Annotated in this window: 17 protein-coding genes; 6 read left to right on the top strand and 11 right to left on the bottom strand. The window is 40.6% G+C overall.

Annotation, left to right across the window (positions count from 1 at the left end):
• Nucleotides 1-110: 110 nt before the first annotated feature.
• The 3 genes from A0739_RS00745 to A0739_RS00755 are packed head-to-tail and all read left to right on the top strand — an operon-like array spanning nucleotide 111 to nucleotide 1,926.
• A complete protein-coding gene (locus A0739_RS00745) occupies nucleotides 111-476 on the top strand; it encodes a GntR family transcriptional regulator (protein ID WP_000119117.1) in 366 nt (121 codons plus the stop codon).
• Between the two features lie 4 nt (nucleotides 477-480).
• Nucleotides 481-1,176: an ABC transporter ATP-binding protein gene (locus A0739_RS00750; RefSeq protein ID WP_061586735.1), complete on the top strand. Its 696-nt coding sequence runs from the start codon at nucleotides 481-483 to the stop codon at nucleotides 1,174-1,176.
• Between the two features lie 15 nt (nucleotides 1,177-1,191).
• Nucleotides 1,192-1,926, top strand: a complete 735-nt coding sequence (locus tag A0739_RS00755; RefSeq protein WP_061586736.1) for a hypothetical protein — start codon at nucleotides 1,192-1,194, stop codon at nucleotides 1,924-1,926.
• 31 nt (nucleotides 1,927-1,957) lie between these two features.
• Here A0739_RS00755 and A0739_RS00760 read toward each other — a convergent pair whose 3' ends face one another.
• Nucleotides 1,958-2,653 (bottom strand): LrgB family protein, encoded by a 696-nt coding sequence (locus A0739_RS00760; RefSeq protein WP_061586737.1) that lies wholly within the window; start codon nucleotides 2,651-2,653, stop codon nucleotides 1,958-1,960.
• Complete coding sequence (locus tag A0739_RS00765) at nucleotides 2,650-3,024, bottom strand: CidA/LrgA family protein (protein WP_000781326.1); 375 nt, start codon at nucleotides 3,022-3,024, stop codon at nucleotides 2,650-2,652. Before A0739_RS00765 ends, A0739_RS00760 begins: the two co-directional genes overlap by 4 nt.
• Before the next feature lie 196 nt (nucleotides 3,025-3,220).
• Between A0739_RS00765 and A0739_RS00770 the strand changes: the two genes are divergently transcribed.
• From A0739_RS00770 to trxA, 3 genes are all read left to right on the top strand, one after another.
• Nucleotides 3,221-3,601 (top strand): MarR family transcriptional regulator, encoded by a 381-nt coding sequence (locus A0739_RS00770; RefSeq protein WP_061586738.1) that lies wholly within the window; start codon nucleotides 3,221-3,223, stop codon nucleotides 3,599-3,601.
• Between the two features lie 98 nt (nucleotides 3,602-3,699).
• On the top strand, nucleotides 3,700-3,921 hold the full coding sequence (locus tag A0739_RS00775) for a DUF4649 family protein (protein WP_000570251.1): 222 nt from the start codon (nucleotides 3,700-3,702) through the stop codon (nucleotides 3,919-3,921).
• Nucleotides 3,922-3,936: 15 nt separating this feature from the next.
• Complete coding sequence (trxA, locus tag A0739_RS00780) at nucleotides 3,937-4,251, top strand: thioredoxin (protein WP_001029581.1); 315 nt, start codon at nucleotides 3,937-3,939, stop codon at nucleotides 4,249-4,251.
• 95 nt (nucleotides 4,252-4,346) lie between these two features.
• On the opposite strand, the gene A0739_RS00785 is transcribed toward trxA, so the two are convergent.
• From A0739_RS00785 to A0739_RS00825, 9 genes are all read right to left on the bottom strand, one after another.
• Nucleotides 4,347-5,015 carry an MIP/aquaporin family protein gene (locus A0739_RS00785; protein WP_061586739.1) on the bottom strand — a complete coding sequence of 223 codons (669 nt, stop codon included), beginning with the start codon at nucleotides 5,013-5,015 and terminating at the stop codon, nucleotides 4,347-4,349.
• 218 nt (nucleotides 5,016-5,233) lie between these two features.
• A complete protein-coding gene (locus A0739_RS10800) occupies nucleotides 5,234-7,846 on the bottom strand; it encodes a hypothetical protein (RefSeq protein ID WP_414162706.1) in 2,613 nt (870 codons plus the stop codon).
• A gap of 332 nt (nucleotides 7,847-8,178) precedes the next feature.
• Nucleotides 8,179-9,975 (bottom strand): oligoendopeptidase F, encoded by a 1,797-nt coding sequence (gene pepF, locus A0739_RS00795; RefSeq protein ID WP_061586740.1) that lies wholly within the window; start codon nucleotides 9,973-9,975, stop codon nucleotides 8,179-8,181.
• Between the two features lie 10 nt (nucleotides 9,976-9,985).
• Nucleotides 9,986-10,729 carry a 16S rRNA (uracil(1498)-N(3))-methyltransferase gene (locus A0739_RS00800; RefSeq protein ID WP_001188215.1) on the bottom strand — a complete coding sequence of 248 codons (744 nt, stop codon included), beginning with the start codon at nucleotides 10,727-10,729 and terminating at the stop codon, nucleotides 9,986-9,988.
• Nucleotide 10,730: 1 nt separating this feature from the next.
• A complete protein-coding gene (gene prmA, locus A0739_RS00805; RefSeq protein ID WP_082243778.1) occupies nucleotides 10,731-11,681 on the bottom strand; it encodes a 50S ribosomal protein L11 methyltransferase in 951 nt (316 codons plus the stop codon).
• Between the two features lie 137 nt (nucleotides 11,682-11,818).
• Complete coding sequence (locus A0739_RS00810; protein ID WP_061586742.1) at nucleotides 11,819-12,292, bottom strand: GNAT family N-acetyltransferase; 474 nt, start codon at nucleotides 12,290-12,292, stop codon at nucleotides 11,819-11,821.
• Nucleotides 12,285-12,722, bottom strand: a complete 438-nt coding sequence (locus A0739_RS00815) for an NUDIX hydrolase (protein WP_061586743.1) — start codon at nucleotides 12,720-12,722, stop codon at nucleotides 12,285-12,287. The genes A0739_RS00810 and A0739_RS00815 overlap by 8 nt, the downstream gene beginning before the upstream one ends.
• 49 nt (nucleotides 12,723-12,771) lie before the next feature.
• The gene (locus tag A0739_RS00820) at nucleotides 12,772-13,314 is read right to left on the bottom strand and encodes a hypothetical protein (protein WP_061586744.1); all 543 of its coding nucleotides are present in this window, start codon (nucleotides 13,312-13,314) and stop codon (nucleotides 12,772-12,774) included.
• 55 nt (nucleotides 13,315-13,369) lie between these two features.
• On the bottom strand, nucleotides 13,370-13,840 hold the full coding sequence (locus A0739_RS00825) for a DUF3013 family protein (protein WP_000257122.1): 471 nt from the start codon (nucleotides 13,838-13,840) through the stop codon (nucleotides 13,370-13,372).
• Between the last annotated feature and the right edge of the window lie 9 nt (nucleotides 13,841-13,849).

The raw sequence follows: 13,849 nt of genomic DNA on the forward strand, positions 1-13,849 counted from the left end.
TATACCATTTTTTGAGCAATTCCCAAAACAATTCTTATTTTTACTTGACAAGTTTTTTGTTTTATTGTATTATTTGATTAGAACAAGCAAGACAAAGAAAGGAGACTATGATGTCCTGGTCATTTGATAATACAAAACCGATTTATTTACAGATTATGGAAAAAATCAAATTACAGATTGTTTCCCATGAACTGGAACCCAATCAACAGCTCCCTACCGTGAGAGATTTGGCGAGCGAGGCTGGGGTTAATCCTAATACCATTCAGCGCGCCTTGTCTGACCTCGAACGTGAAGGATTTGTATACAGCAAGCGGACAACTGGTCGATTTGTCACCGAGGATTTGGACCTCATCCTTCAGTCCCGCAAACAACTTTCCGAGGAGCAGCTACAACAATTCGTCTCTTGCATGCTTCAATTTGGCTACAAAAAAGAAGAACTGCCAAATGTATTAAGCGACTATATTAAAGGAGTTTAAGACTATGACACTACTAGCACTTGAAAATGTATCAAAATCATATGGAGCAACTGCGGCACTTGACAATATCTCACTAGAGATCTCAGCCGGAAAGATTGTCGGGCTCCTCGGACCAAACGGATCCGGAAAAACAACCTTGATCAAACTGATCAATGGTCTTCTTCAGCCAGATAAAGGACGTGTCCTCATTAACGGATTGGATCCAAGTCCTGCTACAAAGGCTATTGTCTCCTATCTGCCTGACACAACTTATCTCAATGAAGAGATGAAGGTCAAAGATGCTCTAACCTATTTTAAAACCTTCTATCAGGATTTTAATCTCGAAAGAGCCCAACACCTGTTAGCTGATCTTGGCATTGATGAGAACAACCGCCTCAAGAAACTATCAAAAGGGAACAAGGAAAAAGTTCAACTCATTCTGGTTATGAGCCGCGAAGCTCGTCTTTATGTCCTCGATGAACCGATCGGTGGAGTGGATCCAGCTGCCCGTGATTATATCCTCAATACCATCATCAACAACTACTCACCAACCTCAACAGTACTGATTTCAACCCACTTGATTTCAGATATTGAGCCAATCTTGGATGAGATCATCTTCCTCAAAGACGGGAAAGTCGTCCGCCAAGGAAATGTTGATGATATTCGTTACGAGTCAGGCGAATCAATTGACCAGCTCTTCCGCCAGGAATTTAAAGCCTAAGCAAAGGAGATTATTATGTTTTGGAATTTAGTTCGTTATGAATTTAAAAATATCAATAAATGGTATCTTGCACTCTACGGTGCTGTACTTGCAATTTCAGTTTTGATTGGAATATCCTTTTCTGGTATCAGTCAGCACTACACTAGTTATGGTAATGATCCCTCCTACCTATTAGGATTTTTAATTTTGGTATTTGGAGGACTCAGCGTCACTCTTTGGATTGCAACAATCTTTTTAATCATCCGAAGATTTAAGGGCAGTGTCTATGATCGCCAAGGTTACTTGACCTTGACTTTGCCTGTCTCTGAGCACCAAATCATCACCGCAAAACTTTTAGGCGGCCTTGTCTGGTCCATCTTAAGCTATATCGTCTTTATCTTGAGTATATTGATCATCATCTTCTTAACACCAATAGAAAAAGACTTCACTGCCTTCTATAACTTCATTTCCCCTTACCTCAGTTACGGTGGACTTTATGTGGTTTCACTACTTGTCGGTTCGATTACATGGATCTTGTCCATCTACCTCGCAATCTCGATCGGTCAACTCTTTAATGAGTATCGAACAGCTATGGGGATTCTAGCCTATATCGTCATTGCCATCGTTATTGGTTATATCACCTTCTTCTTACGAATTGAAAATGACTTTCATACGATGATTGGAGTAGAAATCATTCGTGATCTCGTTCTAGCGACGATCTATTACCTCGGAACCTACTACATCTTGAAAAACAAGGTTAACTTGCAATAAAAAATGCCCAGCTAGAAAGCTGGGTTTTTCTTTAACTCAATATCAAACTGGCTACACTGGGACTAACAAAAACATAGAGAATACCAGTGACACCGATAGCTAAGCCACCCATGGCTCCTGCTACAGAACCATATCGAAAGGCGGTTCCCGTTCCGACTGCGTGACCTGTCCCTCCAAGGGAAAGGCCTACAGCCACTGGATCATCAATCTTCAACCACTTCAAAAGGGTTGGTCCAATAACACTGGTCAAAATCCCAGTTGCTACTACAACCACCAAGGTCACGGTCGTCAAGCCTTGCAATTTTTCTGTGATCCCCACTGCCATGGCGGTTGTCACTGACTTGGGAAAGAGAGAAATGGCTAGGAAAAAGTCCATGCCAAATATTTTCGCCACTATGGCAGTGAAGCTAGTATTGACAACTACTGCTAGCAGACTACCAAAGAGAATACTCCGAGCATGGTGCTTCATCAGATGAAAACTTTTATAAAGCGGAATCCCTAGAGCCACTGTCGATGGGACTATCAAGTTATTCAGATAAACCCCACCTTGGTAGTAATCTTGATAAGAAATACCCGTCGCCTTAAGAAGGATGATAATGAAAATTGCCGACAAAAGCAAAGGTGTTGTCAAAGGATGGGGAAAACGTCTGTAAATCAGCATTCCCACTAGATAAGCTAGGATAGATAAGGCGATTCCAAACAAAGGATTCGATACAAATTCACTCATTTCGTTTCTCCCTTCTCATAATCTCCCTCAAACCGTCGCTTGATGAACTGAACCACTAGAGCTATGAGGATAATATTGATAACAGCCGCGAAAAAGACAATTAGGACGATGGGCAAGAGATAGGGGGCAATCACATCAAATTTTTCCATGATACCCACTGCTGGCGGCAAAAAGAGAATGGTCATATTAGCCAGCAAGAAATTTCCGACCATGTTGACGTGCCTTGTTCTCAGCCACTTGAACTGCAGGGCTAGAAAGAGAATAATCAAACCGATAATACTGCCTGGGATAGGCAGATGAAAAAAACTGGAGATTCCCTCACCGATTAGAGAAATCACAAAGAGAATCATTAATTGAACATATAATTTCATCCTAAACTCCATGAAATAAACTTCTTGCATACCAGTTTACTCTTTTTTCAGAAAATTTCAAGGAAATATTGAAATTCTTCCTTCTTGCAAGGATTAGTTAAAAGTAGTATAATAATTGCATGCGCAATCATCTTGTGTTACTAAGATAATTAGTAATGACTTTGTGATTTTTACTTTTAAAAGAAAGGAGAAAGCAATGACCTATCTGGAAAAGTGGTTTGACTACAACCGTCGTCAAAAGGAAATGGAAGCCATGTTAGAAGAAACCATCGCCCAGCAGAGTGAACAAAGGTTGACCTTGAAGGAGTTTTACCTGCTCTACTATCTGGACCTAGCTGATGAAAAATCTTTACGGCAGATTGACCTGCCAGATAAACTCCATCTCAGTCCAAGCGCAGTTTCTCGGATGGTGGCTCGCTTGGAAGCTAAAAATTGCGGTCTGCTTAGTCGCATGTGTTGTGATCAAGATAGACGTTCTAGCTTTATCTGCCTGACAGGTGATGGGCAAAAGACACTGGCCTCGCTACAAAAGGCTGTCGAAGAAAGCTTGGAAACTGGTTTGGATTTCTTGATTTAAGATGATTTTAGAAAAAGTTGCGTGCGCAATCATTTTTCTTGACATTCTCTTTTACAAGGAGTAAAATAAAGTCATCATTAAATAAAGGAGTTTTTAAAATGATTGAAATTACCTATCTAGATGCCAGCAAGAACGAAAGAACTGTAACTTTCGAATCTTATGACGACTTTGATCGTTCACAACAAGCTTGCCTTATCGGCGTCGCAGACTACTACCCTGTCCAAAAATTAACTTACAACGGTCATGATTTGGACTACCATGGGACTTACGGAGATGTCTTCTTCTATCTCATGAAACAAGATTTAAGCCAATATAACTAAAAAAGGAGAAATACAATGGCAAAAGCAATTACAGATGCAACATTCGAACAAGAAACAAAAGACGGTTTGGTCTTAGTAGACTTCTGGGCAACTTGGTGTGGTCCATGTCGCATGCAAGGTCCAATCTTGGATAAATTGTCTGAAGAACTTTCAGAAGATGTCTTGAAAATCGTTAAAATGGACGTTGATGAAAATCCAAACACAGCTCGTGCCTTTGGAATCATGTCTATCCCAACTCTTCTTTTCAAAAAAGACGGCCAAGTGGTAAAACAAGTTGCTGGTGTTCATACAGCAGAACAAATCAAGGCTATCGTTGCTGAATTGAGCTAATCACGAAACACTCCCATTCAAAAAGGGAGTGCTTTTTTGTTTGCATAGAAAAAGCCCTGTTCCTCAAACTGAGAACAGGACTCTTTTTTCATTTCTTATTCTTCTGTTCCAAGGCAGTTTTTCGCAACAAGAGCTGCAAGTACACCACCAACGATTGGAGCAAGGATGAAAATCCAAACTTGTTGAAGAGCTGCGCCACCAACCAAGACAGCTGGAGCCAAACTACGAGCTGGGTTTACTGAAAGGCCAGTGATGTTCAATCCTACAAGAATCATAGCCATCAAGGACAAACCGATTACCAAACCAGCAATCGCGCCATTTCCTTTGCTTGCTGATGTTACCGTCATGATAACCAAGACAAACAAGAAAGTTGCGATGACTTCAAACAAGAAACCACCAAAGACAGTGACACCGTTTGCTAAGGCATTTTCACCAAGACTTGCAGTTGACATGCCTGAGTTAGACAAGAGGAAGAATACTGCAGCCGATGCAAGGAAAGCTCCAACTACTTGTCCAAGGATGTAGTTTACAAGCTCTGAAGATGACAAACGTTTGTTTACAAACATAGCGATCGAAACAGCTGGGTTCAAATGAGCACCTGAAACAGTTCCGATTGAAAAAGCTGCGACTACGATTGCCAAACCAAAGGCAAAAGCAATTCCAAGGTGTCCAAGACCTTCAACACCATTTCCAAAAACAACAGCTCCTGTTCCGATGAACACAAGCATAAATGTACCGATTAATTCAGCAACAAATTTTTTCATGATAAGTCTCCTTTTTTCAAACTATGTATTAGTCTATCAGAAGAAGGAACGGGTTTCAAGAAATTTGATTGGAAATTTCATACATGTTGCAATATTGTTTTCAAAATTTGTATATTTTTAATGTATTACAATTAGTTGTAAATCTCTATATTTGATGGCTATACTATACTGAATAAAATGAGAGTTTGTATTAATCTTTTTAAATAGCATAGAACTCTCTATTTAATCCATTCCCCATTGTAATTGACATGATATCCATCAGGTGTAGTTGTATTGACTGCTAAGGCACCTGAACCATATGCATAGTACCATTTCCCTGAGACACTAAACCAACCTGTTTGCATTGCTCCCGAAGAATTGAGGTAATACCATAATCCTCCTGTTTTCACCCAGCCTGTTTTCATTCCACCTGAAGAATTAAGATAATACCATGAACCGCCTGTTTTTACCCAGCCTGTTTGCATCCATCCTGAACTGTCAAAATAATACCATGTACTGTCGATTAGTTCCCAACCATTAGTTGTATAAGAACCATTGTTGTGTCTGTACCACCAACGACCAGAGGATTGAATCCAACTTCCTTTCGAAGCCGCTTTTTGTTTTAACAATAAATATTGTTTATATGCTTCAGATACTTTCGTATATTCCTTTTTAGCAGCCTCTTTTTTAGCATTAGCAAGTTTTAATTTAACATTGGCATTATCGAGCGCTTTTTTAGATTCCTCAACCTTTTGTTTAGCTCTAATCAATTGTTTTTTAGCATCGTCGAGTTTTCTTGGAGCATTTTTGAGGTTAATGACATCTTGTTGCGCCTTTGTCAAATCCTTTTTAGCATTAGCTAATGACTGTTCCGCATTCTTACTAGCATGAGATTTATTATTCTTGATTGCTTTCAATCGATTTAATTGAGATTCTTGTTTCAAAAATTCAGTTTTAGCAGCACTCAGCAAAGTTTGTTGTTTACTCAATTCTGCTTGTGCTGATTTCAAAACGTTTAGCTTAGCTTCATTTTGTTTTGTCAAATCCACAAGACGTTTTTTAGATTTGTCTAGTTCTTTTTTATCTTTATCTAAAGTCGTTTTAGCAATGGTAAGGTTATTGTTTAGAGACGATAGTTTTTCATTTGCCACAGTCTCTTCATTTCTTTGTTTTCGATTAAAATTATCTAAAGCTTCTTTCGCTTTAGTATAGGCTGGATTTTTAGGATGTGTGATTTCATTCCAAACATAACGGAAAGTTGTCTTCGGTAAGAATTTTACACGTTTACCGTTAAAATAAAATTCAGAGCGATTTTTATCTCCATCCTTATTTTCTGCTCTTGCTAAAAAATGTGAGCTATAAGGATTACTATAATACGTCTCACCGTTATAAGTATAACTACTTCTTTCAGATGGGCTAACTACAGATGGTAAGGTATTATAAACATCTCTATTATTATCAGATACAAATGTTAATATACCATAACCGTTAGTTTGCGTCATAGCAAGCCCAGTCCCTGAGGCAGCTAATAAAGGTATTCTATGTCCGTAGTTATATCTATTCACCTCATTTGGATTATCAGTACCATAACTACTTGCATTATTATAATCATGGAAGTAAGATAATAATTCTTCATAAGCAATCTGTTTTTCATCTAAAGTTGATTTTTCTTGTAACGAACCCTGAGAAGCATTTTCTGTTTCACCCTTAAGTTCAAACTCACTTGTTTTCAAAACAGTATCATGACTCAATTCATTATTTCTTGCCATTTCATCCGTTCTGGCTTTTGCCCATTTCAAAGCTTTATCCGTTACCTCAGGCACTGGGATATCTATACCATTTATACGACGTAATTCTACTAGATACTCTCTTATATATCTAGAAACTTTTTTATAATCTACAACATGAGGTTTATCAACATCATCTTTAGAGTTTACTATTATTGTTTCAGTTTTTTCTCCGTTAAAGTCGACATTTTCATTTGAAACAACATAATATCTTTTACCATCTTTACCTATCCAAGATGAATATTCAGGAGATAATGTAGTTGACATAGAATTATCATCACTTACCTTATCTTCTTTTAATTGATGTTCTACTTTTTCTGTTAAAAATTCAGATCCAGCCGACTTTACATTCTTTTCAAGATTAGAACGTGTCTTATTTCCTCTTTCTACAAGTGCTTTTCTTTCTTGCTCTGCTTTGGATACTGAATTAGTTAAAGAATTTACTTTATCTTGGTTCGCTTTCACTTTCGCATCTAATTTCTCAGTTGCTTGTTGAAGCTCGCGTAGTGTATTCCAATCAAAAGAATTCTCTGCTACCCTTACTTTGTCTTGTGCCTTTTTTACGTCTGCTGCTCTTTGATCAACCTGAGTTTTTGCCTTATTAACAACTGTTTGTTGGTTCTCGACACTTGTCTGAGCTTGTTTCTCACCTTGTTTTGCTCCAGCCAAATTTTCTTCGGCTTTCTTGACAGTTACTTGTTTTGCGGCAAGATTCTTTTCTGCATTTTTAATTTTCTCAGGTGTAGCTTGCTTAGCAAATTCTTGTGCTTGTTTCAAAGCATCATCTGCTTTGTTTTTATTTGTTACAGTAGATGCATGCTCTTGTTGTATTTTATCAACAACCTTCTGAACATTTTTTTCTTCATCAATTGCTTTGTTTAGTTTGGCTTCTGCATTTTTTACATCTGATTCTGAAACTTCAACATCCTTTTTGGTCTCTGATTGACTGACAGTAGTTTTATTCGATTGTTTATTTGTAACCTCATCTGCTTGGACATGACCATTAAAAGCAGTTACTATTGCAGTTGCAACTCCCAAACCAATCAGCACTTGTTCCTTTTTCATAAAATTAACCTTTCTTTTTAAGCGTTTACATTTTATATTTTATCATATATTTCTATATTTTTAAAGAATTACGATATTCTTAGAAATTGTTTATAAATCTATACCTTGCACTATAATTACATAAAACAACTTAACTATAAATTGTAATATATAGTTCCTCATCAACTTCTGAACTAAATTCAATCATATAGAGAATAAAAAGGATGATTAGTAACACCGATTCCGTTATTAATTCTGCTTTGCAATTACGACCCTCAACAATTTTCTTGACAATCACTACAAATAAAGCAAAAGTCCCATTAGCATCATTCTAGAACGACCTCTCTATTCCCTTACTCTCCCAACTCTGCACTGTAGGCGATAATCTGGTCAACCGTGTCTGACAAGAACTGGATGGTATCACGGAGTGGTTTGTCCGTTGAGATATCGGCTCCGATAATCATGGCTGACTCAAGCGGTGTCTTGCTACCGCCAGATTTAAGGAGATTGAGCCAGTCTTCAGCTCCAGTTTCTGAATGTTTCAGATGAAGGTAACCCGCAGTCGAGATGACAAGTCCGGCTGAGTAGGTGTAGCTATACAAGCCCATGTAGTAGTGGGCCTGGCGCATCCAAGTCAAAGAAGCATCGTCGTCAATTTCAATGGCATCTCCCCAGAAATCCGTCAAGACTTCCTTCATAATGCTGTTAAGTTTGCTTGCTCCGAAGGTTTCTCCTTCTTCAATCAATGTATAAACCTTGCGCTGGAAGGCTGCTTCCAAGAGGTGGGTGATGAAATTATGGAAGTAGGTGTCTGTCAAACGATGAGCTAGGGCAAAGCGTTTTTGACGCGGATCATCAGACTGGTGTTCCAAATAATCACTGAGAAGCAATTCATTGAAGGTTGACGGCGCTTCGACATAGTAGGTCGACATGTGGGCGTTGAAGTAGCTCTGATGATTGTCAGAAAAGATAAATTGACCGGAATGCCCTATTTCATGAATCAAGGTATAGACATCGCTCAAACGGCCAGTCCAACTCATGAGAACATAAGGGTGCACGCGATATGGATCCGCCGCATAACCACCAGAATCCTTACCACTATTAGCAGCAAAGTCCACCCAGCGCTCTTCTTGATAGCGAGCAATTTCTTGACTGTATTCTTGACCCAATGGTGCGACTGACTTCATAACCAAGTCATAGGCATCATCAATGCTCACTTCAGGATTGAGGGCGCTATCCAAGTCCAATTTCCAGTCTGCAAAGGTCATCTTTTCAAGACCATTGACCTTGGCAACATGCTTGAGGTATCTCTGAGCAACTGGCGCAAAGTCCTTCATGATGAGGTCAATCTGGCGATCAAACATAGCACGGTCCACTTCTTGCTCAGCCAGAAGATAGTCAAAGACTGAGTCGTAACCCTTCATATCTGCCAATAGTTTTTCAGACTTTACCTGAGCAAGATAGGCTGCCCCAGCCGTATTTTGGTGCTTACGGAGACCTTCTGAGAAAGAACGGAAGGATTTTTCACGTACCTCCGCATCCTCGTGGTTTTGGTAGAAATTCTCATAAGTTACAAAGCTGTTTTTGTAGGTCTTGCCATGAGCTTCAAAGTCAGCCATTTCAAAGTCCCCAGCTCGCATTTTGGTGTAAATATCCTGAGAACTGTAGAAAACTTCACCTAGATTGGTCAAGGCCTTCTCCACATCAGCCCCTAGGTAGTGGGCTTTTTTGATTTTGGCCTGACGAATGGCTGCCGTCAAGTGAGGCAATTTACCCAAACGGTCCAAGACCTCCTCGTCTGCTGCCACCAAGGCATCGTCAAAGAAGGTCAAGGCTACGCTGGCATCTGTTTCAAATTCCATCCCAGCTTGGGCAATATTAGCAAAATCTTCATTGCTATAGTCTGTCGTCTGAGGCATAAAGGCATAATTGCCAATATGGCTCATCTGGATATAGATTTGCTCCAATTCCGCAAAGGCCTTCTCGAAATCTTCGAAAGTGTGAAGATTGCCCTTGTAGTCACGGCTAAATTGGTTGATATCTTCGCGCGTTTTCTCGATTGCTCGCAAGAAATCCTCACGGTCTTGGTAAAGGGCGGTTAAATCCCAAAGTTCCTTCTCTGGAAATTCTGAACGGTGTTTTTGTTCCATTTTCTTCCTCTTATTTTTCTAATTCTACTAAAACACTAAGGGCTGATAAGGCGTAAAGTGGGGCTGTTTCCGCTCGCAAGATGCGAGGGCCAAGTCCTGCCAAGACGGCTCCTTTAGCTTCAAAACTTTCGATTTCTGCTGGTGAGATACCGCCTTCTGGACCAAAGATAAAGAGCAGTTTGGCTCCTTTTTCAAGACCAGCGACTGATTGCAGGAGCGCAGCGACTTCTCCTTCTTTTGCTGACTCTTCATAGGCTACTACGATAGAGTCAAACTGGTCAAACTGAGCTAGAAAATCTGCTTTTTTCTCGAAAAGCTGAATAGTTGGAACGATATTACGTTTGCTTTGTTCGGCTGCTCCAAGGGCGATTTTTTCTAGTTTTTCAACCTTTTTGCCTAGTTTCTTGCCGTCCCACTTGGCGACTGACCAATCGGCAGGGAAGGCCCAGATTTGACTAGCTCCTAGTTCTGTTACTTTCTGAGTAATAAACTCCAGCTTGTCTCCCTTGGGAAATCCAGATGCGATGGTCACTTGGATTGGCAGTTCCACATTGTCAACTAATTCTTCTACCAACTCAAACTGACGATTCTCCACATCCAACACGCGCGCCAAACGCTTGATGCCATCATCAAAGACCAAGGTCACCTCATCATCTTCTTTCAAGCGCATAACCTGAAACATATGCTTGCTGGTTTCCTTGTCCTCAATGGTGATAGGTGATGTAGCACTGCCTTTGACAAAATACTGCTGCATGCTAGCCTCCAATCACACCTGAAATATCCTTAGTCTTCTTAAAGACACAGGCATTCCATTCCCCTTGAATCATATGGGTTTCAAGGAAAAATCCAGCTGACTCAGCTGACTCGCGCACCATATCCCACTTGTCCTTGATAATGCCACTCATGATCAGATAGCCTTCATCCTTGACCAAACGATAAGCATCCTCTGTCAGATGAATGAGAATATCCGCCAAGATATTAGCCACAATCACATCTGCCTCAATCTCAACACCCTTAAGCAAATCTCCTGCCGCTACATGGATATTTTCCATGCCAGGGTTGAGCTCAATATTTTCCTGAGCAACACGAACCGCCACATCATCCAGGTCGTAGGCGAAAATTTCCTTAGCACCAAGTAGCGAGCTGGCAATAGAAAGGACACCTGAACCAGTCCCCACATCTAGCACCGTTTCGCCACCACGAAGAACCTGCTCCAAGGCGAAGAGACTCATCTTAGTGGTTGGATGCGTCCCAGTCCCAAAGGCCATACCAGGATCCAACTTGATAATCTTTTCTCCAGCAGTCGCCTCGTAGTCCGTCCAGGACGGCACAATGGTCAAGTCATGAGTAATGCGAGCTGGTTCATAATATTTCTTCCAGTTGTCTGCCCAGTCTTCCTCAGCCAAGGCAGTCGTACCCATCTTGATATCTCCCAAATCCATAAAGTCTGTTAATTCTGCTAAACGAGCCTGCAAATTCGCCTCAACCACTGCCACATCAACCGTATCAGGGTAGTAGGCTGTCACCACGATTTCTTCTTGCTGCTCTACCTCAGGGAAAATCTCACCAAAACGGTCGACATTCCCCACATAGTCCATGCTGTCTTCGATCGCAACACCTTGCGCCCCCAGCTCAATCAAGAGATTAGAGACCAGCTCCTCCCCCTCACGCTTCACTGTAACTTTTAACTCTTGCCATGTTTCCATCATTAAGATACCAAGCCCGTAAAACACAAGGCCAAAATAGGAAACTCTCTGAAGACTCTTGTGTCTAAGAGAAGTTTATCTTTTTGGCACAGTGTTTAGGGCGGGTTCAGTTTAGAAATGTAACCGAACCATCCTTTCTATTTGTCAATCAATTTTTTCATGTAAACCATATCCATACCTTCTTTTTCAGGCTCGATATGGGTTTGACGGTAGCCATTTTTCTCATAAAAGGCGACCATGACCGCATCCTGTAATACCGTACACAAGTCCCACTGTTTAATCGTTGGAAATTCCTTTTCCAGTAATCTCAATCCCTCAGAACCATAACCTTTTCCTTGATACTGGGGCAAAATCGCTGCGGTCCCCAACCAAGCTTTCGTTAACTCGTCATTGGTCTGAACTCGTAAAAATCCGATGTTTTCTTCATCTTTTTTTACAAAGTAGTAATAGCTATTGGGACGCTCGACTAGTTTCCACTTAATTCGTTCACGGTCCTCCAGATAAGGATCGTATTCGTCTTGGTATTTCTCATAGACTGCCTTAAAGCTAGCCCTTTGAATTGCAATTACGGTTTCTAAATCCTCTGCTCCTGCTCGTTCAAGTCTAATCATAGTCTCTCTCCAAATAATCCCTCACCCTATCCTGCAACTGGGGTACAACCCTATCTGAGCCAAGAAACTCGTCAATGCCCATCAGTTTGTAGCCCTGCCCTTCATCACCAAAGACAATCTTGTCAAACTGTTCCTGAGTCAACTTTCCCACTAGAAAGACGGATTCCTTCCCCTCAAAAAGCATACTTGGGTACACCTTACTCCAAAGCAGGCAATCTTCAGTCAGATGAATTCCTAGTTCTTCATAAGCTTCACGCTCCGCGCACTCAAAAGGACTTTCATCACCTTCTCGTCCGCCACCTGGCAACTCCCACATATTGGGCCAAGGGATATTTTCCTTGTCATCACGCAAGATGGTCAGTAGCTTATCTCCACAAAAGAGGGCAATTTTACAACCCGTAAAATCCAAGTGTTTATCCAATAATTCCATGATGATGACCTTTTCTTATCATAACTACTACTCTATAGAAAACCCCTAGCTAGCTTTCTTCAATTACATTTTGACACTCTGCATCCCAGTACGCCCGCCATCTACCATGTTTTTTAGCAAAATAAACCGTAAACTCATCATTTACATAATCTGCAACATAGCGAAGATTAGGCGGACTTTCCTCAAAACTTAATATCCAAGGATGAAAGTAAAAGGTTTTCTCCCACTTCTTCTGAGTATAGCCTAGATCCTTGGCATACTGGGGAATAGGCTGCTGCATCTCGCTTTCCAAATAGGACTGAATAGCATTGTCAATACTATTTAAACGAGCTAATAGTTGCTGAAACTGGTCTTCCTCTTCCGTCTTAAAACCAACTAGAAATTCAAATTCCGAAAAGTCTTCAGGAAATTCAAGTTCTGTGACTGTACCATCTTCTGCATAGCGCCCCTCCTCATCGACAAGGCGACGAGTTCCAGACTTCAATACTTGCTCGAAATCTAAATCCGCAAAGCGATTGCGGGGAAGGATGCAAACTGACTGCTCAGATTTATCTGACTTTCTCCTGAAAAACTGTTTGACTCTTTCTAGCATAGTCTCCCCTTTCTCCTTGAACTCATTATTTAAAAATGTCCACTTAGAATCTTTTCTAATATCTCGGATAAGGATAAAACTCTCCTTCTTCCAAGCCGACTTTTCCCTCTTCAAAGACTTCTTGGTTCCATTCCATGACGAACTCTTCTGCTTCTGGGTCTTCCAAAAAGTCCATGAGGGCATCCAGACCAACCTCGGCAGTATCTTTGAGGAAAAGGGCAAAATAAGCTAAAAATTCACGAGAAAATCCTTTTTTAGGCAGGTAAGGGATGACCGTCAAATAGTCTTCTTCATTGACTGTTGACTTGGCAGGATTGTAGAAAAGGACTGCTTCTTCAAAGAGGATATCGTCTGATGATACCTCTCCGTCCTCGTCCACCATCTCCACACCTGCAGCGTTTTGTGCTTCCAAAAGAAAACTCACTTCTACCGCATGGTTGCGCTTGTCCCAACTAATCTCAAAGTCAAAGGGAAAGTTCTTCTCCAATTCTTCCTCTAAAACATCTAAAAATCCGTATGTTGCCATTTTGTCCTC

Source organism: Streptococcus oralis, from assembly GCF_001588645.1.
Lineage (GTDB): Bacteria > Bacillota > Bacilli > Lactobacillales > Streptococcaceae > Streptococcus > Streptococcus oralis_AB.